At 60.7% G+C, this 26,569-nt stretch carries 23 protein-coding genes; 16 read left to right on the plus strand and 7 right to left on the minus strand.

What is annotated here, in order from left to right; translation table 11 throughout:
* Positions 1-5: 5 nt before the first annotated feature.
* Positions 6-1,475, minus strand: coding sequence for a mycothione reductase (gene mtr / locus IRY30_RS04930; protein ID WP_194556234.1), 1,470 nt, complete (start codon positions 1,473-1,475; stop codon positions 6-8).
* A gap of 74 nt (positions 1,476-1,549) precedes the next feature.
* Positions 1,550-2,668: an alpha/beta hydrolase gene (locus IRY30_RS04935; protein ID WP_288813735.1), complete on the minus strand. Its 1,119-nt coding sequence runs from the start codon at positions 2,666-2,668 to the stop codon at positions 1,550-1,552.
* A gap of 149 nt (positions 2,669-2,817) precedes the next feature.
* Here IRY30_RS04935 and mqo point away from each other — a divergent pair, with 149 nt between their 5' ends.
* Together mqo and cobA are read left to right on the plus strand one after the other, a co-directional pair.
* A complete protein-coding gene (gene mqo, locus IRY30_RS04940; protein WP_194556235.1) occupies positions 2,818-4,305 on the plus strand; it encodes a malate dehydrogenase (quinone) in 1,488 nt (495 codons plus the stop codon).
* 10 nt (positions 4,306-4,315) lie between these two features.
* A complete protein-coding gene (gene cobA / locus IRY30_RS04945) occupies positions 4,316-5,347 on the plus strand; it encodes a uroporphyrinogen-III C-methyltransferase (RefSeq protein WP_194556236.1) in 1,032 nt (343 codons plus the stop codon).
* Positions 5,348-5,383: 36 nt separating this feature from the next.
* Here the strand turns inward: cobA and IRY30_RS04950 are convergent, their stop codons facing one another.
* The gene (locus IRY30_RS04950; RefSeq protein ID WP_194556237.1) at positions 5,384-6,097 is read right to left on the minus strand and encodes a VIT1/CCC1 transporter family protein; all 714 of its coding nucleotides are present in this window, start codon (positions 6,095-6,097) and stop codon (positions 5,384-5,386) included.
* Positions 6,098-6,216: 119 nt separating this feature from the next.
* Positions 6,217-7,041: a YaaA family protein gene (locus IRY30_RS04955; protein ID WP_194556238.1), complete on the minus strand. Its 825-nt coding sequence runs from the start codon at positions 7,039-7,041 to the stop codon at positions 6,217-6,219.
* A 78-nt stretch (positions 7,042-7,119) separates the two neighbouring features.
* Between IRY30_RS04955 and IRY30_RS04960 the strand changes: the two genes are divergently transcribed.
* The gene (locus IRY30_RS04960) at positions 7,120-8,895 is read left to right on the plus strand and encodes a proline--tRNA ligase (protein ID WP_194556239.1); all 1,776 of its coding nucleotides are present in this window, start codon (positions 7,120-7,122) and stop codon (positions 8,893-8,895) included.
* Between the two features lie 70 nt (positions 8,896-8,965).
* Here IRY30_RS04960 and IRY30_RS04965 read toward each other — a convergent pair whose 3' ends face one another.
* Positions 8,966-9,961 (minus strand): hypothetical protein, encoded by a 996-nt coding sequence (locus IRY30_RS04965; protein ID WP_194556240.1) that lies wholly within the window; start codon positions 9,959-9,961, stop codon positions 8,966-8,968.
* A gap of 44 nt (positions 9,962-10,005) precedes the next feature.
* On the opposite strand from IRY30_RS04965, the gene rimP reads away from it, so the two are divergent.
* The 8 genes from rimP to IRY30_RS05005 all read left to right on the plus strand — a co-directional run bounded on the left by rimP (position 10,006) and on the right by IRY30_RS05005 (position 18,880).
* Positions 10,006-10,569 carry a ribosome maturation factor RimP gene (rimP, locus tag IRY30_RS04970; RefSeq protein ID WP_228502575.1) on the plus strand — a complete coding sequence of 188 codons (564 nt, stop codon included), beginning with the start codon at positions 10,006-10,008 and terminating at the stop codon, positions 10,567-10,569.
* Positions 10,566-11,630, plus strand: a complete 1,065-nt coding sequence (nusA, locus tag IRY30_RS04975; RefSeq protein WP_194556241.1) for a transcription termination factor NusA — start codon at positions 10,566-10,568, stop codon at positions 11,628-11,630. Before rimP ends, nusA begins: the two co-directional genes overlap by 4 nt.
* A 266-nt stretch (positions 11,631-11,896) precedes the next feature.
* A complete protein-coding gene (locus tag IRY30_RS04980) occupies positions 11,897-12,181 on the plus strand; it encodes a YlxR family protein (protein ID WP_228502976.1) in 285 nt (94 codons plus the stop codon).
* 92 nt (positions 12,182-12,273) lie between these two features.
* Entirely contained in the window at positions 12,274-15,285 is a 3,012-nt protein-coding gene (gene infB / locus IRY30_RS04985; RefSeq protein ID WP_194556243.1) for a translation initiation factor IF-2, read from the plus strand.
* A gap of 160 nt (positions 15,286-15,445) precedes the next feature.
* Positions 15,446-15,949 (plus strand): 30S ribosome-binding factor RbfA, encoded by a 504-nt coding sequence (gene rbfA / locus IRY30_RS04990; protein ID WP_194556244.1) that lies wholly within the window; start codon positions 15,446-15,448, stop codon positions 15,947-15,949.
* Complete coding sequence (locus tag IRY30_RS04995) at positions 15,949-17,289, plus strand: MATE family efflux transporter (protein ID WP_194556245.1); 1,341 nt, start codon at positions 15,949-15,951, stop codon at positions 17,287-17,289. Before rbfA ends, IRY30_RS04995 begins: the two co-directional genes overlap by 1 nt.
* Positions 17,289-18,143, plus strand: a complete 855-nt coding sequence (locus tag IRY30_RS05000) for a metallophosphoesterase family protein (RefSeq protein WP_194556573.1) — start codon at positions 17,289-17,291, stop codon at positions 18,141-18,143. The genes IRY30_RS04995 and IRY30_RS05000 overlap by 1 nt, the downstream gene beginning before the upstream one ends.
* A gap of 74 nt (positions 18,144-18,217) precedes the next feature.
* On the plus strand, positions 18,218-18,880 hold the full coding sequence (locus tag IRY30_RS05005; RefSeq protein ID WP_194556574.1) for a 4'-phosphopantetheinyl transferase family protein: 663 nt from the start codon (positions 18,218-18,220) through the stop codon (positions 18,878-18,880).
* Positions 18,881-18,891: 11 nt separating this feature from the next.
* Here IRY30_RS05005 and truB read toward each other — a convergent pair whose 3' ends face one another.
* Positions 18,892-19,872: a tRNA pseudouridine(55) synthase TruB gene (truB, locus tag IRY30_RS05010; RefSeq protein WP_194556246.1), complete on the minus strand. Its 981-nt coding sequence runs from the start codon at positions 19,870-19,872 to the stop codon at positions 18,892-18,894.
* Between the two features lie 31 nt (positions 19,873-19,903).
* Here truB and IRY30_RS05015 point away from each other — a divergent pair, with 31 nt between their 5' ends.
* Positions 19,904-20,902, plus strand: coding sequence for a bifunctional riboflavin kinase/FAD synthetase (locus tag IRY30_RS05015; RefSeq protein WP_194556247.1), 999 nt, complete (start codon positions 19,904-19,906; stop codon positions 20,900-20,902).
* A 170-nt stretch (positions 20,903-21,072) separates the two neighbouring features.
* A complete protein-coding gene (gene rpsO, locus IRY30_RS05020) occupies positions 21,073-21,342 on the plus strand; it encodes a 30S ribosomal protein S15 (RefSeq protein WP_194556248.1) in 270 nt (89 codons plus the stop codon).
* Positions 21,343-21,425: 83 nt separating this feature from the next.
* Here the strand turns inward: rpsO and IRY30_RS05025 are convergent, their stop codons facing one another.
* Complete coding sequence (locus IRY30_RS05025; protein ID WP_194556249.1) at positions 21,426-22,328, minus strand: hypothetical protein; 903 nt, start codon at positions 22,326-22,328, stop codon at positions 21,426-21,428.
* A 419-nt stretch (positions 22,329-22,747) separates the two neighbouring features.
* Between IRY30_RS05025 and IRY30_RS05030 the strand changes: the two genes are divergently transcribed.
* The 3 genes from IRY30_RS05030 to thyX are packed head-to-tail and all read left to right on the plus strand — an operon-like array spanning position 22,748 to position 26,555.
* Positions 22,748-25,015 carry a polyribonucleotide nucleotidyltransferase gene (locus tag IRY30_RS05030; protein WP_194556250.1) on the plus strand — a complete coding sequence of 756 codons (2,268 nt, stop codon included), beginning with the start codon at positions 22,748-22,750 and terminating at the stop codon, positions 25,013-25,015.
* A 37-nt stretch (positions 25,016-25,052) separates the two neighbouring features.
* Positions 25,053-25,796: a 4-hydroxy-tetrahydrodipicolinate reductase gene (gene dapB / locus IRY30_RS05035; RefSeq protein ID WP_194556251.1), complete on the plus strand. Its 744-nt coding sequence runs from the start codon at positions 25,053-25,055 to the stop codon at positions 25,794-25,796.
* Between the two features lie 6 nt (positions 25,797-25,802).
* Complete coding sequence (thyX, locus tag IRY30_RS05040) at positions 25,803-26,555, plus strand: FAD-dependent thymidylate synthase (protein ID WP_194556252.1); 753 nt, start codon at positions 25,803-25,805, stop codon at positions 26,553-26,555.
* Positions 26,556-26,569 lie beyond the last annotated feature (14 nt).

Here is a 26,569-nt window from a genome sequence, read left to right on the forward strand (position 1 = left end):
GATCTTTAAGGATCGATGCCCTCTGGATCTGCACTGGTGAATTCCAGTCCCAGCAGGGCATTTTCCACGACCTCGGAGAGCGCGGGGTGTGGCCAGTACTGATTCTTGGCCAGCAGGCGCGCATCAATGCGGAAGACCATCGCGGTGATCAGCTGCTGCATCAGCGTGGTGGCCTGCGGGCCCATGATGTGGCTGCCGAGGATCTGGCCCGTTTCTGCATCGGCGATGATCTTGCAGAACGTGCCCCGTTCCTCCATCGCCCATCCGTAGGCCACGTCTGAATAGTCCTGCACCTTCACGGTGATGCCGTGCCCGGTCTTCTCGCCGTATTCACGCGCTTCGGCTTCCGTCATGCCCACCGTGCCAATCTGCGGGCTGGTGAAGATGCCCGCCGGCACGAGATCATGGTTGTAGCTGCGCAGATCATCCGGGTGCAGCAGGTTGTGCTGCAGCACTCGAGCTTCGGCGTTAGCCACGTGCTTGAGCTGGAAGGTGTTGGAGGCATCTCCCATAGCCCACACGCCTTCCGCGCTGGTGTGGCCGTACTCGTCCACCTGGATAAACCCGCGCTCGTTGGTCTCCACTCCGGCCGCCTCGAGATTGAGGAGATCGGAATTGGGCACGCGTCCCAGCGCAACCAGCAGCTCCTGCGAAACCACCTCGGTGCCATCATCGAGGGTCACCACCACGTTGCCCTCGGAATCTTCGCGGAAAGCTGTGAAGGTGCGTCCCATCAGGTTGTTCCACTGACCCTTGGCCAGCTCATTGAAGCGCTCCACCACGGTGGCATCCTGGTTCTTCAGCATCACCGGGGAGCGGTTGACCACTGTGACATTCGTGCCCAGCCCAGAGAACACATGGGCGAACTCCGCGGCGATGACGCCGCCGCCCAGAATGGTCAAGGACTTGGGCAACTCTTCCAAGCGCATGATGTCCTCATTGGTGCGGTAGCGCACCCCGGAATCCTTGATGATCGCTGGGATTGACGGCCGAGTGCCCGTGGCCAGGACAATATCGTCCGCGCTGATGGTGACGCGGGAGGGGGAGGAGTTGGCGTCGGAATCCGAAGAAGAACCAGGAGTATCCTCCAGGTCAATGTCCAGAGTCCGGGGACCGGAGAAGGAGGCGGTGCCGGTGAACAAGGTGATGTTGGGGGTCTTTGGGCCGCGGCGGTATTCCTCGCCAGCCACGGCGATGGGATCCACGCGCTGGCCGAAGATGCGTTGCTGGATGCCCTTCCAGTCCACGTGGGTGATCTCACCGGTGAGGGAGAGGCGTTGGGCGTCGGCAACCTCGCGGGCCACATCGGCGGTGTAGACGAACATCTTGGTGGGGATGCAACCCACGTTGATGCACGTGCCACCAAAGATTCCGCGCTCCACGATAGCGATCTTCTTATGGTGAAAATCATGATTCGCGATGGTGTTGCCGGACCCGGTGCCCACGATGATGAGATCAAAATGCTCAGTTGTCATGGGTTCTACATTGCCACTAATTCGGCCGGGCTGGCGCCAAGAGGCTCGCGAGCAGCTTGTCCGAGAGGAAGAAACTACCGGCTGCGGCGGTTGTGGGCCAGCCAATCCGAGGTCACAGCGAGGGCCTCGTTGCGCACGGGGAGGCGGGAAAGGAAGATGTCATGCAACCCGTCCTTGATCACTGCCACGTCCGTGTTCGGATCCGCGTTCCGCGCCTGTTCCCGCATCTGGGAAGGCTTGAGGATCACATCTGAGGTGTAGGCGCGCTCGTCCACCGCACGGCCGAAGTAGTGCTTATCGCTGCACAGCAGGAGGGTGGGCAGGCCCGTGGAGTAGTTGCCGGTCTGCAGGTTGCGGATCTCCGTTGCCACGCCGGTCAGCCAGGTGATGGACTTGGGGCGAGCCTGGACGGGCTTGAGCTCCAGGTTGTAATCCCACTCGCCCTTTTCGGAAGTGTGGAGGGTGACACCGTTGATTGGGTTGACCCCACCCTTGAGCTGCAGGTTGGGGCGGAAGTGGCTCACCACGGGGATGACCTTGTTGATGAGGATGCGGGTCATCGCGTTGAACTGCAGACCAAACCACGGGGAGTTCAGCACCACGGCGTCCAGCCGGCTGAACAGCGTTGCCTGGGGGCTTTCCGGCATATCCACGGCATCGTGATGCAGGCGGGAAGCCCACATGGTCACTCCCAACCCGCCATTGGAATGCCCAAACACTGTGAGAGAAGGGTGCGCATTGGTGATGAGGGCCGCGGCGATGGTGAGATCCTCGCCGTAGATCCGCTGCTTGGATACGTGGTGCCAGGTCTGCCCCTCGCGCCAGGAACGCCCGCACTTGCGCAGGTCAATGCCATAAACGGCATAACCTAGGTCGGTGAAATATTCGGCCACGTGGCGCTGGAAGAAGTAATCAGTCATGCCGTGCACCAGCAGGATGGCCGGACGGGAAGAGAACTCCGCTTGGCTGAGCTCCACCCCGGAAGCATCCTGGGCGGGCTGGAAGCGGACCAGCGTGAAGCGCACCGGGGCTTCGCGGTCCGGGTCCTTGCCCATCTCCACGTAGTGGTAACTGAAGCCCTCACCCAGCTCATCCGGGCCGAATTCCAACTCAGACACGGAAGTACCGGCGGCTGGATGCTGGGTGCTACGCAGGGCTTTTTGCAGGTTCATCGCGCTACTAAATTGGCTCACGTCACATACCCTATCCATTGTTGTGGCCTGGGGTCGGTAATTGAGTTGTGCCGTCTAGGGCGTAAGGTTGTTTTTCACACCCGTCTCGATTCGTTCAAAGCAAAGCGTGAGCCGTGCTCGCGCTACTGACAAAGGAATGTAGAAACACAGTGGCTAGTAACGCACCCGCAAATAAAGACTCGGTTGATGTCCTGCTCGTTGGAGCGGGAGTTATCTCTACCACCCTGTCCGTCATGCTGCAGCAACTGCAGCCTGACTGGTCTCAGCTGATCATTGAGCGCTTGGACGTCCCGGGCGCGGAGTCCTCCGACCCATGGAATAACGCTGGTACGGGCCACTCCGCTCTGTGTGAGCTCAACTACACCCCAGAGGTCAACGGGAAGATCGATATTTCCAAGGCCGTGGGCGTGAACTCCAAGTTCCAGGTTTCCCGCCAGTTCTGGTCTTACCTGGTGGAAGAAGGAATCCTGGGGGATCCTTCTGAGTTCATTAACCCGGTTCCTCACGTGTCCTTCGCCAATGGCATGAAGCAGGTTGATTACCTCAAGGCTCGCTACGAGGCCCTGAAGGATCACCCACTGTTCCCTGACATGCAGTTCAGCGACTCCGAGGAGAAGTTCAAGGAGTCTGTTCCACTCATGGCGCGGGGCCGTGACTTCAACAACCCAGTGGCACTGAGCTGGTTCGAGAACGGTACCGACATCAACTACGGCGCACTGACTCGCCAGTACCTGGATGCAGTGACCGAGCGCGGAGTAACCGTTCGCTACGGCAACGAAGTCAAGAACATCACCCGCGATGGCAGCAAGTGGAAGGTGGAGACCAAGAACCTCCACACCGGCGACACCTCCGTGATCACCGCTAACTTCGTGTTCGTCGGCGCTGGCGGCATGGCTTTGCCACTGCTGCAGAAGTCCGGTATCCGCGAGATCAAGGGTTACGGCGGATTCCCCGTGGCCGGCGAGTGGCTGCGTTGCACCAACGATGAGTTGGTGGAGCAGCACCAGGCCAAGGTCTACGGCCAGGCCTCCGTGGGCGCGCCTCCAATGTCCGTTCCTCACTTGGATACCCGCGTCATCGACGGCAAGAAGGGCTTGCTGTTTGGCCCTTACGCCGGTTGGACCCCGAAGTTCCTGAAGAAGGGCTCCTACCTGGACCTGTTCAAGTCCATCCGTCCAGACAACCTGCCTTCCTACCTGGGCGTGGGCGTGCAGGAGATGGGTCTGACCAAGTACCTGATTGAGGAAGTTCTCAAGGATAAGACCGCTAAGGTCGAGGCTCTGCGTGACTACATGCCCACCGCTCGTGACGAGGACTGGGAAGTTGTTATCGCTGGTCAGCGCGTGCAGGTCATCAAGCCGATCGGTGCTCCGAAGTTCGGTTCCCTGGAGTTCGGTACCGCCATGGTCAACTCCGCTGACGGCACCATCGCCGGCCTGATGGGTGCATCCCCTGGAGCGTCCATCGCACCGTCCGCCATGATTGAGGTTCTGGAGCGCTGCTTCGGTTCCAAGATGGGCGAGTGGAGCCCGAAGCTCAAGGAAATGGTTCCTTCCTACGGCACTCGCCTGGCCAAGGATTCCGCATTGTTCAACGAGCAGTGGGACCGTTCGCAGAAGACTCTGAAGCTGGGCTAAAATCCCCTTCATGAGTTTGCATCTCTCCGGCCTCACGGTCTTTGTCCCTTCTACTGCCTCCGCGGAAATTTGTGCGCGGCGGATTGCGGAAAGTGGGGCATTGCCGGTGGTCGGGGAGATTTCTTCGTTTTTATCCGACGCCAAACTCGAGTCCCCTTATTCTTTAGCCATGATCCCCGCGGATCTCGATGCCGCGGATGCCGAGCGCGTTGTGCAACGCGCTCGCGAGCTGCGGATTCCGGTGGATGATCGCCGCAGTGTGGGAACTCGACAGACCCCCACGAGCTCAGATAATGAGCTGGGCACCGTGACCTTGGTGGGTGGCGGCCCGGGGGATCCGGAGCTGATCACGGTCGCTGGTGCGCGGGCGATCGCCGAAGCCGACGTGATTCTGGCTGATCACTTAGGTCCGTTTGAGCTGGCAGAGACGGCTGCGGAGGAATCCGGTGCGGAAGTTATCGACGTGTCCAAGTTGCCGTATGGCAAACAGGTTGCCCAGGAACAGACCAATCAATTGCTGATTGAGTGCGCACAGGCGGGAAAAAATGTGGTTCGCCTCAAGGGCGGCGACCCGTTTGTCTTTGGCCGTGGCTTTGAGGAGTGGGAAGCACTGCACGCAGCAGGTATTCCAGTGCGCGTGATTCCGGGCGTGACCTCGGCGACATCCGCACCTGCCGTGGCCGGTTTGAGCCTGACTCACCGTGGTGTGAACCACGATTTCACCGTGGTTTCCGGCCACGTACCGCCGGGGGATTCGAGGTCTGAAACCAATTGGGATGCCGTGGCACGCCTGACGGGCACCTTGGTTTTGATCATGGCGGTCAAAAACGCCCCAGCGATCGCCACGACATTGATGAAGGTAGAGGGCGGCAAATCTACGGAAACTCCGGTCAGCATCATCGAAAACGCCTCGATGCCTTCGCAGCGTCTGCTGACCACCACGTTGGGGCAGCTTGCCGCAGTATTGCGCACGGAAGCGGTGAAGCCTCCCGCACTGTTCGTTATCGGCGAAGTAGCCGATAAGCACATGCAGCTGGGCTGATTTTTCCGTGTTGTGCCTACCCTGCACCTGAGGGGTTTAGGCGCCCACTGTGGTTCCGAATACCCAGCCTATGCCGAAGGTGACCAGCAACGCCAGCCCTCCTCCCGTCACCAGCCGTGTAACGGCCTTGGTTCGACTACCTTCACTGATGCGTGCAGAAATGGAACCAGTGATGGCCAGCGCCATCAACGTGGCCACAATGGTCATCCAGGCTTTGGCTCCCTGCGGTGCAACAATGGCTACGATCAGAGGCAGAATCGATCCGAGGACAAACGAGAAAGCCGAAGCTGCCGCAGCCGCCCAAGGACTAGTGAGGTCCTCCTCGTCCAATCCCAGCTCCACACGTAAGTGACCAGCCAAACGCTGCTGCGGGGACATTTCCTCGGCGGCAGTGAGCGCGGTGGCACGAGACATGCCCAGTTCCTGTAGAGAAGTCACTATGTCTTTAGTTTCTGAGGCGGGATCTTTATCGTGCGCCTCGCGGTGGATTGTGACCAACTCACGCTCGGTATCCCGCTGCGCGGAGACAGAAACGTATTCTCCGAGAGCCATCGAAACGGCACCTGCAGTAACAGCGGCCACCCCGGCCGTCAGGATCGCGGAAGCGCTGGAACCCGCAGCAACCACGCCCACGATAATTCCGGCGGTAGAGACGATGCCGTCATTAGCACCGAGGACCCCCGCGCGGAGCCAATTAAGTTTTGCAGCGAGCCCGCTATCTTGCTGGGCATTGTGAGTTTCATAAGACATGAACGCGAGCTTAGAAAGTGGTGTGACCTGCGTCAACGATGCATAGCCTGTGCACAGTGAGGAAATGCTTGCATTAGCCTGCAGTCCAGAAGCCAGCACGTGCAGCTGGATTAGAAGGGCTACTTCTCCGCAGGCACGATCAAGGTGACGTTTTCTTCATCGACTATTTCCGTGGAGAAGTTGGCGTCGGAAAAAGAAACCACGCCTGCCACCACATCGCAGAAGGCCTGCGCGGCACGGTCGGCAGGAATGGAGACGTCGGCTAAAGCCAGCTCGCGGGCCACCAAACCCTTGTAGTGCTTGTTGAAGTGGCTGACCACCTTGCGCGTGCCGTCCGGATACAAGGACTCCACCCGTAGCTTCAGAGAACCGGGCACGGGGCCGAGATTCAGATAGCCGCCGGAGCGCAGATCAATGATGGCGTTATCGTCCGCAGGCAACTGCGTCTGCCACTGCTCGAGAGCGGGAGTCAGCACGCCAGACCAGCGGGAACGAACGGTAACGTGATCAGCCTTGCCGCGCAGCTTGAGCTTGGAGCCGGCAGACAGGCGGTAGTAGGGGATGAGGTCCTCGGCGCCGATCACACCAAACAAAGCGGAACCGATGGCCAACTTTTCCCGCGCGGCGGAATTCAACGCGGTGCCGGTGCGCTGGCCGGTGACGTCCAGCGCGTCGTAGGCCACTCCCGTATAGCGCTCGATGGCGGGCATGGTCGGGGAGGTGAGCAACTCCTTATTGTGGCTGAGCTCGCCGACCTGAGAATCGCGGAGACCGAGTAGCGGTTGGGCCACCTTCGGGGACATGGAAGTCAGGCTCGTGGCGATCTGCTTGCGCACCGTCGTCACCGAGGAATCAACGTTTGAAAGGAACAGCTCCGAAAGTTCCAACGGGGCGGAATCGCCACCCACGGCCTTGGTTTCTGACGGAGGTAGGATGATCAGCATGCATCACATTTTAAGGGGTGCTGGATAAAAGCCCCCTTTGGGTATGTGAGCAGTGCCGCAGGTTGTAGGCTAGCCCTCATGATCACCCGGATGTCTCACCTATTTTTGCGCACATTGCGCGATGATCCCGCCGATGCGGAGGTCCCTAGCCACAAGCTTTTGGTCCGCGCAGGCTACGTTCGACGAGTGGCACCCGGTGTGTATTCGTGGCTCCCGTTGGGCCTGAAGGTACTGCGCCGCGTGGAGGACGTGGTGCGCAAGGAAATGAACGCCATTGGTGGACAGGAACTGATGTTCCCCGCCCTGCTTCCTCGCGAGCCATACCAGACCACGGGCCGCTGGGCCGAGTACGGCGATGCGCTGTTCCGCCTGAAGGACCGCAAGAATGGCGATTACCTCCTGGGCCCTACCCACGAGGAAATGTTCGCATCCATCGTGAAGTCCGAGTTCAGCTCCTACAAGGACTTCCCGGTTACCCTCTATCAGATCCAGACCAAGTACCGCGATGAGGAGCGCCCACGCGCCGGCATCCTTCGCGGTCGCGAGTTCGTGATGAAGGATTCTTACTCCTTCGACATGGATGATTCCGGCCTGGAGCAGAGCTACCAAGCTCACCGCCGGGCGTACCAGCAGATCTTCAACACCCTGGGCATCGAGTACGCCATTTGTTATGCCACCTCTGGTGCCATGGGTGGATCTGCCTCCGAAGAGTTCCTGGCAGTCGCGGAGCACGGTGAAGATACCTTCGTGCGCTCCACCTCTTCCGATTACGCGGCCAACGTGGAAGCCGTGGTCACGGTTGTTCCCGAGAAGCAGCCCATCGATGGCCAACCCGAGGCGAAAGAGTACGAAACCCCTGATTCCGAAACCATCACGGCTTTGGTGGATTGGGCAAACTCCGAGGGTGTGCAGATTGACGGCCGCGCAGTGGAAGCCGCGGACACTCTCAAGTGCATCGTGGTGAAGGTGACCAAGCCGGGCGTGGATAAGGACGGCATGGCTTACGCTCCCGAGCTCACCGGCGTGCTGGTTCCCGGCAACCGCGAGGTAGACATGAAGCGTTTGGAAGCTTCCCTGGAACCCGCGGCGGTGGAACTGGCCTCTGAAGAGGACTTTAAGAACAACCCATTCTTGGTCAAGGGTTATGTGGGACCCCGCGGTCTCGCAGCCAACGGCGTGCGCGTCCTGGCCGACCCGCGCGTGGTGGAGGGCACCGCTTGGATCACCGGCGCGGATGCGAAGAACCGCCACGTGGTGGGCTTGGTTGCCGGCCGCGATTTCACCCCAGATGGCTACATCGAGGCTGCCGAGGTGCTCGAGGGCGATCCTTCTCCGGACGGCGAAGGCACCCTGACCCTGGCCCGTGGCATTGAGATCGGCCACATCTTCCAGCTGGGTCGCAAGTACACCGAGGCATTCGACCTGCAGATTCTCGATGAATCTGGCAAGCGTGCCGTACCAACCATGGGCTCCTACGGCGTGGGCGTTTCCCGCCTGGTGGCAGTAATTGCCGAGCAGATGCACGATGAAAAGGGACTGCGCTGGCCACTTTCCGTGGCTCCATTTGGGGCGCACGTGGTGATCGCCAACAAGGATGCCGCCGCTGGTGAGGCCGCAGAAAAGTTGGCCGCAGCACTGTCCGAGGATCACGTTGAGGTTCTGCTGGATGATCGCCCCAAGGTCTCCCCAGGTGTGAAGTTCAAGGATGCGGAACTGCTGGGCATGCCACTGGTGATCGTGGTGGGCCGCGGGTTTGCCGATGGCAAGGTGGAGCTGCGCAACCGCCTGACCGGGGAAATCGAAGAGATTGACTACGAGAGCGCAGTCGCCACGATCAAGGCCGCGCTCAACTAGACCTTGAACTGAGTAGCTAGCCAGGCCAGGAGCCGGGCTCGCTTACTCCGGCTAGGCTATTCCTGCATGGTTACTGCTGCTCCGCTCCCACCTGATGCTGCAGCCGGCTGAGGTGGAGGTACCACTGCGCCGCATACTTCCGATCCTCCACGGCGCGCGCGTTGAGCACAGCCTCGCGCAGCGGCTGTGTCACCGTGGGCAGAATCTTGGCCACATAGGGCAGCACCTCGGCTGAATTCCGCGGTGGTTCCGCAGTGTCACTGGCGATGTACCCAGCTGGCAGCTCCGCCGCGGGTTCCTGGCTGAGGCGATCAGCCTGATCCGTGAGGTCCATCTGCAGCACGCGCAAGGTCTCTCGCACTGATTTCACGGTCTTGGCGTGTGTTCCGTCGTCCTTTGCCAGCCCGACGCCCACCGCGAACCATCCCGCATGTGCCGCCTGCCTCACGGTTTCCAGTTCTTCCGAGTACGTGGTGAGCTGCAGCTTCTGCAGATCCTGTTCATCGCTGCCCTCCACGAGCGGGGAGAGCTCCGCAGCCAGATCCAGCAGCACAGCGCTGTTTACCTCCCGGTTTCCCCCTTCGAGGGCGGAGCCATCGGACTTCCCGGCCTTCTCCGGGGAGACCTGCACCACTGCATCAACGAGGGATTCCTGCAGAGAATTCAGGGAGAAGTTTCCCGGAACCGAGACAGAATCGACCTTGGCCTCATCCACGCAGGATTCGGGAGAGCTGCCCTCATCGTCCTTGCCGCAGAGGCGAACCCATTCTTCGCGAACCGTCTTCAGCTGATCTTCCAGTAGATCCTTGGTGGAAGCATCCAACTGCTGGTCCTGCAGGACGTGCTGATACTGCGCATCGAGATTCACCAGAGTGTCATTGGCTTCCGGCTCGCTGGTGAGAGAAGCCAGGGGTCCGTCCGCTCCACACGCGGTCACGCTGAACCCCACCGCACCTGCGCAGAGCGCTGCTGCGAGAGCCCGCGAGACACGCGCTGCTCGCGGAGCCCGTGGCGTTGCAGAAGCGGGGGAGAACTGGGTGCGAACCGAGGAAGAAGTATTACTCACGGGCTCCATAGTGCCATCTTGGATGCCTGCTAATGTTCATGGACATGGCCTTTCCCACTCCAGAACAACTGACCGATACCCTGAACCCCTTGCTCACCCAATTCGGGGTGATCGTGGAAAATATCAAGGTCACCAAAGCGGGCGCTAAATCCGCAGTTCGGATTGCCGTTGATGCGGAAGATCCCACCACTGACAGTCCCGATCTGGATGCGATTGAGGAAATCAGCAAGGAAATCTCCCGGGTATTCGATGAGGCCGAAGAGGCAGAACAGTTGAACTTCGGCTCCGGTTACACCCTGGAGGTGAGCACCCCGGGACTGGAATTCCCCCTCACGCTGCCCCGGCACTGGAAGAAGAACGAAGGGCGGATCGTCACGCTGCCCCAAGCAGGAAGTGCGCGAGTGCTGCTGGCGGACGAGGGTGGCGTCGTCCTCCTGAAAAAGAACAAGAAGAAAACCACGGTGATCACCCGAGAATTCGGTGATGTGGAGGGTGCGGTGGTAGAAGTTGAGTTCAACAAGGTGCCGGAAGGCGAAGCCAAACTGATCGGATTGGACCGGCACGCATATGAGCCGCTGCTGCTGGCAGCGGACGAGGAGAACAAGTGAAGATTGATATCGCTGCGCTACGCGCGTTGGAAAAGCAGGAGGGAGTGGGCTTTGATGACCTGCTCCGTTCAGTGAAATACGGTTTGCGGGATGCCTACCGTGGGGTGACGAAGTACGAGGGTGAAGTGGATGTCACCATCGACCCGATCAGCGGCGAAGTGGCCTGCTACCAGGTAGAGCGCGATGAGAACCGGGAAATCACCGGGCGCTTGGACGATACCCCTACCGATTTCGGTCGCGCTGGCGCGTTTGCCGTGCGCGACGTGATCCGCCAGACCATCAACGCAGCTCGCGTTGGCCGGAAGTACGATCAATACGCTGACCTGCGCTACACGGTCGTCTCCGGTGTGGTGACGCGAGATTCCCGCGCCAACGACCGTGGCATCGTGGTGGTGCGACTGGGCACGGAGGCCGATGGGCTCGACGGCCAGATCCTGCCTTCCGAGCAAATCCCAGGCGAGAAGCTCGAGCACGGAAAGCGCGTGAAGGCATTTGTCACGGACGTAATCAACAACGGCAACCGCAACGTGCAGATCAACCTCTCCCGTACCCACCCAGAGCTGGTGCGCGGTTTGTTCGCGCTGGAGGTTCCGGAAGTTGCCGATGGCTCCGTGGAGATCGTTTCCACTGCTCGCGAATCTGGACACCGCACCAAGATGGCCGTGAACTCCACCATCAAGGGACTGAATGCCAAGGGTGCCTGCATCGGCCCACGTGGCCAGCGCGTGGCGGCCATCATGGCTGAGCTCAACGGCGAGAAGATCGACATCGTGGATTGGTCCGAGGATCCAGGAACGTTCGTGGGCAACGCCCTGGCGCCATCCAAGGTGGTGAGCGTGCGGGTTATCGATCCTGAAGCTCAGGTGGCGCGCGTGGTGGTGCCGGATTATCAGCTCTCCTTGGCCATTGGCCGGGAGGGGCAGAACGCCCGTCTCGCAGCCCGGTTGACCGGCTGGAAGATCGACATCCGTTCTGAGACCGATGCGCAGGCAGAGGCCGATGAGGCAGCGCTGTCATCGCGCAACGGAGACGCGGAATCTGGACGGGAATTCGCAGAATAGAGCACGCGCCGAGGGGTGAGGCGGTTAACCATTTTGCGACGTTTGGCGTTAAGATGGTTGATGGTCTTGAGCCAAATGGCATCTACCTGTCCAGACATCTGGTGGTCGAGGCGAAACCGGGCATATGCCTAGTACGCGCCGATTGAGATTTCCCGGATGTGGGCAGGAAGAGGTTTGCGGGACCGTGTAGATGGCACAGCACGGAGAGGATGTGACTGCACCGAATGGATACTCCAGAAGTAACTTCGCGCAGAGCTCCTCAACGGATGTGTATTGCTACACGCACCGTATGCGCAGATCGCCAGCTTTTGCGGGTGGTTGCGCAGACCACGGACAACGGAGACGTGATGATCGTCCCGGATCCGCACCGTCGGCTTCCCGGCCGAGGAGCGTGGATCACCCCGGAAGTAGGGGCGCTAGAGATAGCGGAGAAGCGCAAAGCTTTTTCCCGCGCATTGAAGGTGCCAGGTAACGCGGATCTACATTTGGTTCGTGAATATTTAGAAACTAAACCAAGAGAAAGTACCCGAACACTGATGAGCGCACGATGAAGCAGCATCTGCGATGAGCAGCATCACGTACGGGAGCCGTACGTAGCCGGTATTTGTCCGGTCTACGGCTCCAATAAACCTAAAGGAGAGTAGTGCCCGGAAAGCTACGCGTTCACGAGCTCGCAAAAGAACTCGGTGTAACAAGCAAAGAACTTCTCGCCCAGCTCAAGGAGCAGGGCGAATTCGTGAAGACCGCATCTTCCACAGTGGAACCCCCTGTGGTCAAGAAGATGAAGAACTTCTATGGCGCAGGTCAGGATTCCCAGGGATCCGATGCACCGAGCAGCCCCAAGCAGGCCGCTGCAAAGCCAGGCGCAAAGCCTGCCCCTGCAGCATCAGCTGGTGCAGGCCGTCCCGGCCCTAAGCCAGGCTCTGCGCCTCCCAACCCAGTGGTGGCAAAGGCCGCCACGGCACCGACAACTTCGGTGAAGCCAGGTGCCGCAGGCCCCAAGCCAGGCTCCGCAAAGCCAGGCGCTGCTGCTACCAAGCCAGGCTCTAAGCCGGCTCAGCCAGCAGCTAAGGAGCAGCGTGCAGCTGCCCCAGCCGCTAAGCAGGCCACCCCAGGCAGCCAGAACAAGCCGGGCACTTCTGCACCAGCAACCTCCGGCAAGCCCGGAGCTCGCCCAGGTGCGTCCAAGCCAGCTCCCGCCAAGGCTGCCGATTCTGCTCCGAAGCCAAGCGGTGCAGCTACCGCGAAGCCAGGCGGAAACGCTCCTAAGCCAGGTGGCGCCGGCACCAAGCCAGGTCCAAAGCCAGGCGGTCGCGCACCTCGCGTGGCCAACAACCCATTCTCTTCCACCACGGAGCGCCCAGCTCCACGCCCACGCGGTGGCCAGGCTGGACCAGGCGATATGCCACGTCCAGGCGGTTCCCGCCCAGGCCAGGGCGGTCCCCGCCCAGCCGGCGGTCGTGGCGGCGCACCTCAGCAGGGTGGTCGTCCAGGTGGACAGGGCGGACCTCGCCCAGGCGGAGCTCCGCGCGGTGGCGCTGAGCGTCAGGGTGGCGGTAGTCGTCCATCGCCAGCAATGATGCCGAGCCATCCAAGCCCCGGCCAGATGCCAAGCAAGTCCGCAGCCGGTGGCCCAGGTGGCCGCGGTCGCGGAGGTAACTCCGGTGGCCCAGGTGGCGGAGGTCCAGCTGGTGGCGGCCCACGTGGTGGTGCACGCGGTGGACGCCGCGGCGGTACCGCTGGTGCATTCGGCCGTCCAGGTGGCGCTCCTCGTCGCGGACGCAAGTCCAAGCGTCAGAAGCGTAACGAGTACGAGGCAATGCAGGCTCCTAACGTGGTGGGTGGCGTCAAGCTGCCTAACGGTCGGGGATCTTCGATTCGTCTGGCTCGCGGTGCTTCATTGGCAGATTTCGCGGACAAGATCGATGCCGATGCAGCCGCATTGGTACAGGCATTGTTCAACCTCGGCGAGATGGTGACTGCAACCCAGTCCGTGTCCGATGAGACCCTCATCCTGATCGGTGAGGAAATGGACTTCAAGGTGCAGGTTGTCTCTCCTGAGGACGAGGACCGCGAGCTGCTGCAGTCTTTCGACCTGCAGTTTGGTGATGACGAAGGCGAAGAGGAAGACCTTTCGCAGCGTCCACCAGTGGTGACCGTCATGGGTCACGTCGACCACGGTAAGACCCGCCTGCTGGACTCCATCCGCCAGGCAAACGTCGGTGGTGGCGAGGCCGGTGGCATCACGCAGCACATCGGTGCATATCAGGTTGGTGTGGACTTCGAAGGTGGCGAGCGTCTGGTGACGTTCCTGGATACTCCAGGTCACGAGGCCTTCACCGCCATGCGTGCCCGTGGCGCTAAGGCCACGGACATTGCGATCCTCGTGGTGGCAGCCGATGACGGAGTCATGCCGCAGACGGTGGAAGCCATCAACCACGCGAAGGCCGCTGACGTGCCAATCGTGGTGGCAGTGAACAAGATCGATAAGGAAGGTGCTTCTCCGGAGAAGATTCGTGGTCAGCTGACCGAGTACGAATTGGTTCCGGAAGAGTACGGTGGCGACACGATGTTCGTGGATATCTCTGCAAAGCAGGGTGACAACATCGACAAGCTGCTGGAAGCTGTTCTGCTTACCGCGGATGCTTCCCTGGATCTGCGTGCCAACCAGGACATGGATGCTCAGGGTGTGGCCATTGAGGCTCACCTGGACCGCGGTCGCGGCCCAGTGGCAACCATTCTGGTGCAGCGCGGTACCTTGCGCGTCGGCGATTCCATCGTCGTGGGCGATGCTCACGGCCGTGTGCGCCGCATGATCGATGAGCACGGTGACGATGTGCAGGAGGCCGGTCCTTCCCGCCCAGTGCAGGTGCTTGGTCTGACCAGCGTGTCTGGTGCAGGCGATAACCTCCTGGTGGTGGACGAAGACCGTACTGCCCGTCAGATCGCGGATCGTCGTAACGCCCGTCGTCGTAACGCAATGCAGGCTAAGTCTCGCAAGCGCGTTTCCCTCGAGGATCTGGATGCAGTGCTGAAGGAAACTAGCACCTTGAACCTGATCCTCAAGGGTGACAACGCCGGTACCGTCGAGGCGCTGGAGGATGCCCTGCTGAAGATCGAGATGGAAGACGAAGTTGCGCTCAACATCATCGACCGTGGTGTGGGTGCTGTCACCCAGACCAACGTCGACTTGGCAGCTGCTTCTAACGCAGTGATCATCGGCTTCAACGTTCGCGCAGAGGGCAAGGCCACTGAGGTGGCTAACTCCGAGGGCGTAGATATCCGTTACTACTCGGTCATCTACCGCGCGATCGAAGAGATCGAAGCTGCGCTCAAGGGCATGCTCAAGCCAATCTATGAAGAGCGCGAGATTGGCCGCGCGGAGATCCGCGAGATCTTCAAGGCTTCTGCCGTGGGCCTCATCGCAGGTTGCATGGTGGAATCCGGCAAGGTCCGCCGCAACGCGCAGGTTCGCCTGCTCCGCGATGGCAACGTGGTTGTGGAGAAGGCGAATATCGACTCTCTGCGTCGCGAAAAGGACGATGCCACCGAGGTTACCGCTGGCTACGAATGCGGTATGGTTCTGTCCTACCCCGACATTCAGGTTGGCGATATCGTCGAGGCCTACGAGCTCGTGGAAGTACCTCGCGACTAGTCGCGTAGTCTGAGCAAGGTGCATGCATCCTGCTCACTCACCCCGTTTCTCCGGGCCCAGTTTGTGGGCTCGGCGGAGCGGGTTTTGTGTCAGTTGTCTTTTTATTTTTTTCGACGCCAACCTCTGTCGAAACCAGTACTAATCCTAGGAGTTTTACACCATGGTTGATCACGCACGCGCAGCTCGGCTGGCCAAGCGGATTCAGCAAATCATCGCGTTGGCCATTGAGCACGAGATCAAGGACCCTCGCCTGGAGCTGGTGACCATCACTGATGTCCGCGTGACGGGCGACCTGCACGATGCCACCGTGTTCTACACGGTGCGCGGCCGCACGGTGGAGGACAGGCCAGACGTGCAGTTGGCGGAAGAAGCACTGGCTAAGGCCAAGGGACAGCTGCGCAAGATCATGGGTGACCAGCTCTCCGTGCGCTTTACCCCGACCTTGTCCTTCTCCGTGGATACCGTGCCGGAGGCTTCGGCGCACATGGAGGCGCTGCTGGCCAAGGCTCGTGCGCAGGATGAGGTGATCCGCCAGAGCGCTGCGGGTGCGAAGCCTGCCGGTGACCCGGATCCGTACCGGATCAGCGATGATGCTGATTCTGCTGTTGATGCGGATCCCGCTGTTAATGCTCCACGCAACCCTGCGGAGCCCGAGGAGCGCTAATGCGCCCGGAAGCCGATCTGGCCAGCCAAGCGGCAGCTCAAGCCTCGACTCGGAAAATTCTGGGCTTGGCCTGGCCAGCCTTGGTGGTTCTCGCCGCCACTCCGCTGTATCTGCTGTTGGATACCGCCGTGGTCGGCCGCCTCGGCGCCTCTCAACTCGCTGCACTTGCAGCAGGTGCCACCGTGCTGGGCACGGTGACCACCCAGCTCACTTTTCTCTCCTATGGCACCACCGCCAGAGCCGCCCGGCTTTTCGGCGCCGGCCGCAAAGCCGATGCCCTCTACGAAGGTGTCCAAGCCACCTGGGTTGCCTTAGCCGTTGGCGCGCTCTTAACGGGTGGAATATTCGCGGCCGCGCCGCAGATCATGGACTGGCTCGCCCATGATCCCGCCGTGGCCGCCAGCGCCACCCAGTGGATGCGGGTGGCCTGCGGATCCATCATTCCCGCGCTGATCACCATGGCGGGTAATGGCTGGCTGCGCGGAATGTCTAATACCCGCTTGGCGCTGCTTTTCACGCTGGCTGGGGTGATCCCGATGGCCGTGACTGTCCCGTGGGCGGTGCACCATTTCGGTTTGGTTGGCTCCGCGTATGCCAACGTGTTGGGGGAGTGGATCATCGCGATCTGTTTCCTCGCGGCCCTAATCATTCGCTGGCGCGCGCTGGGGGACGCGCGCACGTGGAAGCCGCAATGGTCCGTGATTAAGCCGCAGTTGGCCATGGGCAAGGATCTCATCGTGCGTTCCCTGTCCTTCCAGGTCGCTTTTGTTTCCGCTGCGGCGGTGGCCGCGCGCATCGGCCCAGCTAGCTTGGCCGCCCACCAGGTGCTGCTGCAGCTGTGGAATTTCCTCACTCTGGTTCTGGATTCCATGGCCATCGCAGCCCAGGCTTTGGTGGGTGGAGCGTTGGGTGCGAAGTCCGCGCCTTTGGCCCGCGCGGTGGGAAACAAGGTGTTGCGGTTCTCCGTGGCTGTGTCAGTGTTGCTCGCTGGCCTCTTGGCAGCGGGTGCATACGCGCTTCCGCGCCTGTTCACCCAGGACCAGGATGTGCTGAACGCAATGCGCGCGCCCTGGTGGATGCTGATCGTCCTGGTATTGCTCGGCGGCGTGGTATTCGCCCTGGATGGCGTGTTGTTGGGAGCCGCAGACGTAGCTTTTCTCAGGAACGCCACGGTGCTCTCCGTGGTCGCGGGATTCATCCCGCTGGTGTGGCTCTCCCTGGCCTTTGGCTGGGGCCTCACCGGTGTGTGGTGTGGACTGCTGGCGTTCATTAGCCTGCGCCTGATCGCCGTGGTGTGGAGATACCGCGGTTCTACCTGGTTGACTGTGAGTGTTCGGTGATGGGGAGGGAAGAGCTGGCGTCGAAAAACAAGGAAGTACGCACCTTGTGGGCGGTGAGCGATCTCCACATCAATTCTCCGGGCAACCGGGACACCGTGGCAGAGCTGGTGCGCCCGCGGCATCCGGAGGACTGGCTGATCGTGGCTGGGGATGTGGCGGAGGATCCGGACACGGTGCTCGGGGTGCTGCGCGAGCTGACGGAGCGATTCCAGCAGGTGCTGTGGGTGCCGGGGAATCATGAGCTCTACGTGCGCGTGGGCGATGGCCTGGGCGTGAAGGAGAAGTACGAATACCTGGTGCAGGGATGCCGGAAGCTGGGCGTGCTGACCCCGGAAGATCCCTACCCGAGTTTTGCCGGGCACATGATTGCGCCACTATTCACCCTCTACGATCACACGTGGCGGCCGCCCGCAACCGAGGTGGGGCACGCGCTTTCCGCTGCTGAAGATGCGGGCATAGTGCTCACAGATCATTACGCCATCGCGCCCTTCGTGAGCATTCCCAAGTGGTGCTCGGAGCGCCTGCATTACTCGGTGAAGCGATTATCGCGTGTGATGGGACCCACAATCCTGATCAATCACTGGCCGCTGGTGCGCGAGGCGATGGGGAATGTGACCCACCAGGAGATCGGCTTGTGGTCCGGCAGCAAACACACGCAGCACTGGCCCGTGCGTTTCCGCGCGAGCCAGGTGATCTATGGCCACCTGCACATCCCGCTGAAGCTGGAAGTCGACGGCGTAACGCACACCGAGGTGTCCCTCGGTTATAGAAACGAGCGGCTGCGAACGCTGGCCCCGCGCGTGGCTGCCGGCCGCTGGCCATACCCGGTTCTTACAGAGGAGGTGCAGCGATGAAGCCCGATCAACTCTCCGGCTCTACCGCGTATGACTTCAGCGGTCAACCGGTGCATCCCATCGTGCCCACGGACATGCTGCCCAAGGGGACCAGGTGCGTGGAGCTGCACGCCAACGCGGAAAACCTGGACCGCTACCATCAGCTATTTTCCGAAGAGCAAGACCTGGTGAAATCAGCCGTGGATCGCCGCAAAGCAGATTTCGGCGACGCCCGCTGGTGCGCCCACGCCGCCATGACCGGTTTTGCGGAAGACCAGCCCATCCTGCGCGGCGAGCGCGGAATGCCCGTTTTCCCCGATGGCGTGACCGGCTCCCTGACCCACACCGAGGGCCTGCGGGCAGCGCTGGTGGGGCGCAGTTCCCGCTGGCTTTCTTTAGGGATCGACGCCGAACCCGCCACCCCTCTGCCCGAAGGCGTATTTAACACCATCGCCCGCCCGGAGGAGCAGCGCCGGATTCACCGCTTGGCCCGTGCCGAAGGCATTGCGCACGTGGATAAGGTGCTGTTCTCCGCGAAGGAAACCACCTACAAGGCGTGGTTCCCGCTGACGCACCGGTTCCTGGACTTCGATCAGGCGGAGATTGATATCCGCCCGGATGGCACTTTCCGCTCTTATTTGCTGGTGCGTCCCGTGCCGGTGCCGTTCATCGAGGGCAAGTGGATTGTCCGCGACGGGTGCGTGGTGACCCTGGCTGGGGTGCGACGCACCGACCGTAGCTGGGGAAACCGCGGCTAAGACAACAGAGGCTAGCTCATGCCCTCAGGCCGAGCCACGAAGACGCTGGCTGCGCGCTGTCCCTTTTCCTCCAGCAGCGCCATGGCGCGGCCATCCGGTGCCACCACCGCATAGGTGCCCTCGATACCTTGGGGCTCCAACCACTTACCCAGTGCGATGTTGGTGGCTTCCTCGTCCGTGATGTCCCGGACGGGGAAGCAGCGGGCCATCACGTCATCGAGGTGGAGGGAGAGCTGTGGATGCTCTGCCAGCTGCTCCATGGTGAAGGCTTCGCTGATATCGAAAGGACCGGCTGACGTGCGACGCAGCGTTGTGAGGTGACCGCCCACGTGCAGCTGCTCGCCCACATCCCGGGCGATGGAGCGGATGTACGTACCGGAAGAGCAATGCACGCTGATCTGGGCTGACCAGTGGGGTGAGTCAGTGGTGGCGTCGGAAACAAAAGAAACCTCCCCGACCTCCAGGGAGTGCACGGTCACGGGGCGTTCCGGGAGGACAACATCGTGGCCCTCGCGCACCAATTCATGCGCCCGGCGACCATTGACCTTGATGGAGGAAACGGAGGAGGGGCGCTGCATGATCTCTCCAACCTGGGTGGCAAAGGCATCCCGAATCTGCTGTTCGTTGAGCTTTTCCAGAGCCTCTGGGGAGGCGGTGCTGAGCACTTCACCCTCAACATCATCGGTGAGGGTGGAAGTTCCCAGACGAACTGTGGCCTCGTAGCGCTTGTCATGGGTGACCACCTGGGCCAGGAACTTGGTACCGCGCTCGATGCCCACCACCAGCACGCCGGTAGCCATGGGATCCAACGTGCCGGAATGCCCCACGCGGCGGGTACCCATGATGCGGCGCAGCTTACCCACCACATCATGGCTGGTCATACCGGCAGGTTTGTCCACGATCACCACTCCAGACCGCTCTAAAATGCTGCCGCTCAACCCCGGGGAAGAGCTGGTGGTGCGCGGAGACGTGGAGGGGTGGGATTGATCCATGAGGACAGTCTATGACGTAGGCTAAAACACCGTGAATATCTGGTACGGACTGGACAGGGTTCCGCAGGACTTGAGCGGGCGGGGAACCGTGGTGACCATTGGCGTTTTTGATGGCGTGCACCGCGGGCATCAGACGTTGGTGAACGCAGCGGTGGAGGAAGCACAGCGTAGGGGAGTGCCTAGCGTGATGTTTACCTTCGACCCACACCCCACGGTGGTATTCCGCCCTGAATCCGTCCCCGCGCTGCTGGCCCCAGTGGAGGAACGTGCGCGGTTGGCCATTGAGATGGGGATCGATCACGTGGTGGTGATTGGCTTCACCAAGGAGATCGCCAGCTGGAGCCCAGAGCAATACGTTGATGAAGTGCTGGTCAACCGGCTCGGTGCCAAGGCTGTGTACGTGGGAGACAACTTCACGTTTGGACACAAGGCTGCGGGAAAGCCAGCTGATTTGGAACGGCTGGGAGCTGAGCGGGGTATTGACGTCCACGTGCTGAGCCTTCTGCAGGAGGGCGAGCAAACTATCTGTTCCACCTACATCCGCGAGCAATTGGCGGAGGGGAAAATCGAGAACGCTAACCAGGCGCTGGGACGGCCGTTCTCCGTGCGTGGCGAAGTGACCCACGGCGCGGGACGAGGCGGACGCGCGCTGGGATTCCCCACCGCGAACCTCTACTTCCAGGACAAGTACGCGCTGCCAGCCGATGGTGTGTACGCCGGATACTTGATCGTGGAATCCGGAGATGAGGGCAACCCAGAATTGGGCGAGTCCACGCAGGTGGGCACCATGCCGCTGGGGGAGCGGATGCCCGCTGCGATCTCCGTGGGTACCAACCCAACGTTCGGTCATGAGCCCCGGAGTGTGGAATCCTTCGTGCTGGATCACGAGGCAGACCTCTACGGATTGAACGTCACCGTGGAGTTCTTGCATCGCTTGCGCGGGATGGAGACGTACAACTCCCTGGATGAGCTGATCGAGGCCATCAACCGCGATGTGGCGCAGACCCGCGGGGTGCTGGAAGGGAAGTAGTTTCCTGCGTGTCCGAATCGCGGAGGCTTTTGGTTCTTCGTGTGGGTGGGTGCTAGTGTTATTCGGTCTGTGACTGTGGTTCGCGGTAGTCACTGGAAACTTTTTATCGCTTGAATTTTGCAAGCATTTCAATGCGCGGACTGAAACAACTATCTACAAGGAGAAAATCCATGGCATTGTCCAAGGAAGTTAAGGCTGAGACTCTCAAGGAGTTCGGCGTACACGAGACCGACACCGGTTCCCCAGAGGCTCAGGTTGCACTGCTGACCGTTCGTATCCGTCAGCTGACCGAGCACCTCAAGGATCACAAGCACGATCACCACTCTCGTCGTGGTCTGCTGCTCATGGTTGGTCGCCGGAAGGGCCTGCTGAAGTACTTGGCTGCCAACAACGTTGATCGTTACCGTACCCTGATCGAGCGTCTGGGTCTGCGTCGCTAATTAGCTTCACGCACGAGATCGCCCCGCGAGAGTTCTGAAAAGAACTTGCGCGGGGCTTTTTTGGATCTCTGTTTGCTAGCGGGTTATCCGAGGGGGATAGTGATCGCACCGCTGCTTAGGCCGAAAATCGCAGCGATGAGGCCAACCAGTGAGACCAACCCGGCAATGACCCCGAAGATCTGTGCGGAGTTGCTTCCATCGCTGGACTGCAACACGTCACCGAGATTGCCCGGGAGTGGGTTGGCGGGATTAGTCGGGGTGGTGGTCCCGGTGGGCCTTTCTCCCTTGACCGCAGCACGGTAGATGGTGACGCGCTGAACTCCCTTCTTCAGGGGAGTGGTGCCACCGGTGGTTGCGTTCCAGCCGAAGGTGGTTGCTGAGTAATACTTGTAACCACTGCCATCGAGGCGCCTGATCAATCCGAATCCTTGGTACTTGTTCTCCGGATTGATGGCTTGGTGGAGATGCCCACTGGGGCCATCGAAAAAGCCGTTAGCAGTCCTGAGAGCTGCAAGCTCACCGTGTCCCCATGCATCCAGTACTGATTCTCGAATTGTCGCACGACCTGCTGCCAGGCTGTTTCCCCACCCACCCTGGCCGTTGATGGTTGCAGTGCCTTCATTAGCGAGGCACTTGTTGTTATCAGTCCAAGCGCAATTCGTGCCTGTTGGACGCGCGTGCATCAATCCTCTTACCTGCTCAACAGAGCGCTGAACCGCAATCTTGCTGAGGTTGTAGTCCAGCTTGAATCCGTTGACGTATGCATCCTTTGTCTTCATTCCCGCTTCAGCTGCGGCCACCCGCAGTGGCTTTCCTTTGAAAGGCGGGTTGATGTCCCACATTTCAGCGCGCAGCTGACGCTGGGCTTGAAAACCCTCATCGGCCGCCGCGTAATCAAACTCCACCGGCACACCTACCCACTGATCGGGACCCACCAGGGTTTCCACGCCCGTGGTGGGCTCAGGCACGGCATTAGCAATAGCCATGGGGGTTACTGCAGTGGCTAGAGTCGCAATAACAGCCATTAATCTTTTGCGCATTTAATTCTCCTCAATTATTCGATCCGTGACGTCAATTAATAAATGAGATTAACAGTAAAGTTCCAGTTCAGCGCGGCAAAAAATAGGTCATTTAACGTGGGAATTACCTGTAGCTTTATGCGCGCGAGCGCCGATTAATTCCGCGCCAATTTGAGACCAATGCGTGGGGCTGGCGCGTGATAATGCCCACGCTAGGGCTCGGCTCGTACCGGAAATTCCGACTTTCTTTGGTAGAGTCGTGGTTTGACAAGTATCAACACTTGCAAGAAGAAGAACACATTCCCTCAACAAACCGCCGGCACCGATGACCGGCGTGGACGTGGGGAGCAGCAAACGCAAAAGAAAGGCGATTGCACATAAACGCTATGAGCGCACAAAAAATCGAAGCTGAATTGATCGACCCGGACGCAGGAGTCTGGGAAACCGTAGCCACCATTGATAATGGTGATTTCGGAACCCGCACCATCCGCTTGGAAACGGGTCTTTTGGCCCGCCAGGCCGATGGCGCCGTCACCGCTTACCTGGATGAGGACACCATGCTCCTCTCCACCACCACCGCATCCCGCAAGCCACGCAAGGGAATCGATTTCTTCCCGCTCACCGTGGATGTGGAAGAACGCCTCTACGCCGCTGGTCGCATCCCCGGAAGCTTCTTCCGCCGTGAAGGTCGCCCCGGCACCGAGGCCATCCTGGCCGCACGTCAGATCGACCGCCCATTGCGCCCCACCTTCGTGAAGGGTTTGCGCAATGAGGTGCAGATCGTGGTCACCGTGATGTCCCTGGATACCAAGGATATGTACGATGTCCTCGCTCTCAATGCTGCCTCTGCCTCCACCCAGCTGTCCGGACTGCCCGTGTCCGGCCCAGTTGGTGGCGTGCGCATGGCACTGGTTGCCGATGACAAGCACCCAGAAGGCCAATGGGTTGCATTCCCCACCCATGAGCAGCAGGATCAGGCCGTATTCGAGCTGGTCGTTGCTGGCCGAGTGGCAGATTCCAAGCCAACCGGTGGACGGGGTCGTCGCACCAAGGCAAACGACGAGTCCAACGTGGCAGTCATGATGGTGGAAGCCGGTGCCACCAACAACGTGGTGGAGCGCATCGCCCAGGGCGCACCAGCTCCTACCGAGGCAGTGGTTGCCGAGGGCATCGAAGCGGCTAAGCCATTCATCGCCACCTTGTGTGAGGCGCAGCGCGTGCTCACCGAGGCCGTGGGCACTCAGCCCCTCGAGCTCGAGGTCTTCCCTCCGTTCGCCGAAGATGTCATCGCTGCAGTGGATTCCGAGTCCTCCAAGGAACTCGAAGCCATCATGCAGATCGCAGACAAGGGCGAGCGAGACGAAGCCCTGGCAGAGAACGTCCAGGCAGCAGTGGATAACCTCGCCGAGGAATTCCCTGAGCGCGAAGATGAGATCCGCGCGGCTCACAATGAAGTCACCAAGCAGTTGGTGCGTCGTCGCATCCTCGAGGATGGCTTCCGCATCGACGGCCGCGATCACACCACCATCCGCGATCTCGGCATCGTGGTGCAGCTGGTTCCCCGCGCACACGGCTCCGCTCTCTTCGAGCGTGGCGAGACCCAAATCCTGGGTGTCACCACCTTGGACATGCTCAAGATGGAACAGCAGATTGATTCCCTGAGCCCAGCGGATTCCAAGCGCTACATCCACCACTACAACTTCCCCCCTTACTCCACGGGTGAAACTGGTCGTGTGGGATCGCCAAAGCGTCGAGAAATTGGACACGGAGCCTTGGCCGAGCGCGCCCTGACCCCAGTGATCCCTTCCCGCGAGGACTTCCCGTACACCATCCGCCAGGTATCCGAGGCGCTGAGCTCCAACGGCTCCACCTCAATGGGTTCCGTGTGTGCCTCCACGTTGTCCCTGTACAACGCGGGCGTGCCACTGAAGGCGCCTGTCGCAGGTATCGCCATGGGTCTGGTCACCGGCATGGTCGGCAAGAAGGAAAAGTTCGTCACCTTGACGGACATCCTGGGCGCGGAAGATGCCTTCGGCGACATGGACTTCAAGGTCGCCGGTACCGAAGAGTTCGTCACCGCGCTGCAGCTGGACACCAAGTTGGACGGCATTCCTTCGGATGTTCTTACCGACGCCCTGGGTCAGGCTCGCACCGCTCGTCTGGAAATCCTGAGCTTGATGGCTGATGCCATCGACTCCCCGGATGAGATGAGCGAGTACGCACCACGGATCACCACCGTGAACATCCCCGTGAACAAGATCGGCGAACTGATTGGCCCTAAGGGCAAGAACATCAATCAGATCACCGAGGAGACCGGCGCGAACATCACCATCGAAGATGATGGCACCGTGTTTGTCTCCGCCGTGGGTGGCAAGGCTGCTGAGGCAGCACTGGATCGCATCAACTCCATCGCCAACCCACAGCTGCCCAAGGTGGGCGATCGCTTCCTCGGCACCGTGGTGAAGACCACCGCCTTCGGCGCGTTCATCTCTCTGATGCCCGGCCGTGACGGCCTACTGCACATCTCCAACATCGGTGGCGACCGCCGAGTGGAGAAGGTGGAGGACGAGGTATCCGTGGGTGAGAAGCTGCAGGTGGAGATCGCGGATATCGACAACCGCGGCAAGATCTCCCTGACCCTGGTGGAAGATTAATCCCAACCCCGCACTCGCGGCAGATAAAAGGATGAGCATGACGAAAGTTGGCGTACTAGGAGCTCACGGACGCGTGGGCACGGCGATTGTGGCAGCTGTGGAAGCTGCTGATGATCTCACCTTGGCAGCTGCACTGGATCACGGTGATGATCTGCAGGCACTGGTTGATGGTGGGGCAGAGGTAGTGGTGGACTTCACCGTCCCCGATGCCGTGATGGCCAACGTGGAGTTCTGCGTGAAGCACGGCATCCACTGCGTGATCGGCACCACGGGTTGGACCGAAGAGCGCTACACCCAGGTACATGAGTGGCTGGAGGAAAACCCAGGCACCGGCGTGCTGGTAGCGCCCAACTTCGCCATCTCTGCAGTGCTCACCATGAAGTTCGCGGAAATGGCAGCGCCATTCTTCGAATCCGCAGAGGTCATCGAGCTGCACCACCCCAATAAGAAGGACGCTCCCTCCGGCACGGCCGTGCACACCGCAGAAGGTATTGCTCGGGCGCGCCAAGAGGCGGGAATGGGCGCGCAGCCCGATGCCACCGAGCAGACCCTGGACGGCGCCCGCGGCGCAGATGTGCAGGGAGTACCCGTGCATGCCGTGCGCATGACCGGCATGGTGGCTCACGAACAGGTGATCTTCGGTACTCGTGGGCAATCGTTGACCATCAAGCAGGATTCCTACGACCGCGAATCCTTCGTCCCCGGTGTACTCATCGGCGTGGAAAAGATCGGCGAGAACCCCGGACTGACCATCGGCCTTGAGAGCTTCCTGGGGCTGTAAGCAACGATGGCCACAGTCGCAGACCTCAGCATTGAGCTAGTCAGCCACTCCGGTTTCTCCAAGCCCGCGGATATCGACTGGGATACAGACGCAGATGGCGGCTCCGCACTGGTGGAGTTCGCCGGACGCGCTTGCTATGAAACCTGGGACAAGCCGAATCCGCACACGGCCAGCAATGATGCCTACGTGCGGCACATTCTGGACGTGGGGCACACCACGCTGCTGGAGCATTCCAATGCCACCATGTACCTGCGCGGCGTATCCCGCTCATGCAGCCATGAAATCATGCGGCATCGGCACTTTTCTTTCAGCCAACTTTCCCAGCGCTACGTGCCAGCCGATGAGGCGCGCGTGGTGGTTCCGGAAGCCGTGCTCCAGGATGAGCGCTTGACCAAGCTCTTCTTGCAGACCGCAGACGTGGCCTACGATGCCTACGGCGAATTGCTGGATGGCATCAGTGAACGCTTCGCCCAAGAACCCAACGCGGTGCTGCGGATGAAGCAAGCTCGGCAAGCTGCCCGCGCGGTGTTGCCGAACTGCGCGGAAACTCGTTTCGTGATGACCGGCAATGCGCGAAGCTGGAGGCATTTCATCGGCATGCGCGCCGCGGAGCACGCAGATCCGGAAATTCGCCGGATCGCCGTGCACTGCCTGCGCTTGCTGCAGGAGACCATGCCGGAAATCTTCGCGGACTTCTCCATCACGAAGCTGCGCGATGGTGCAGAGATGGCCACTAGCCCATATGTGAGCGATATCTGATTGGCGCCGCGTTG

Origin of the sequence: Corynebacterium suicordis DSM 45110 (genome assembly GCF_015351405.1) — a bacterium.
GTDB lineage: Bacteria > Actinomycetota > Actinomycetes > Mycobacteriales > Mycobacteriaceae > Corynebacterium > Corynebacterium suicordis.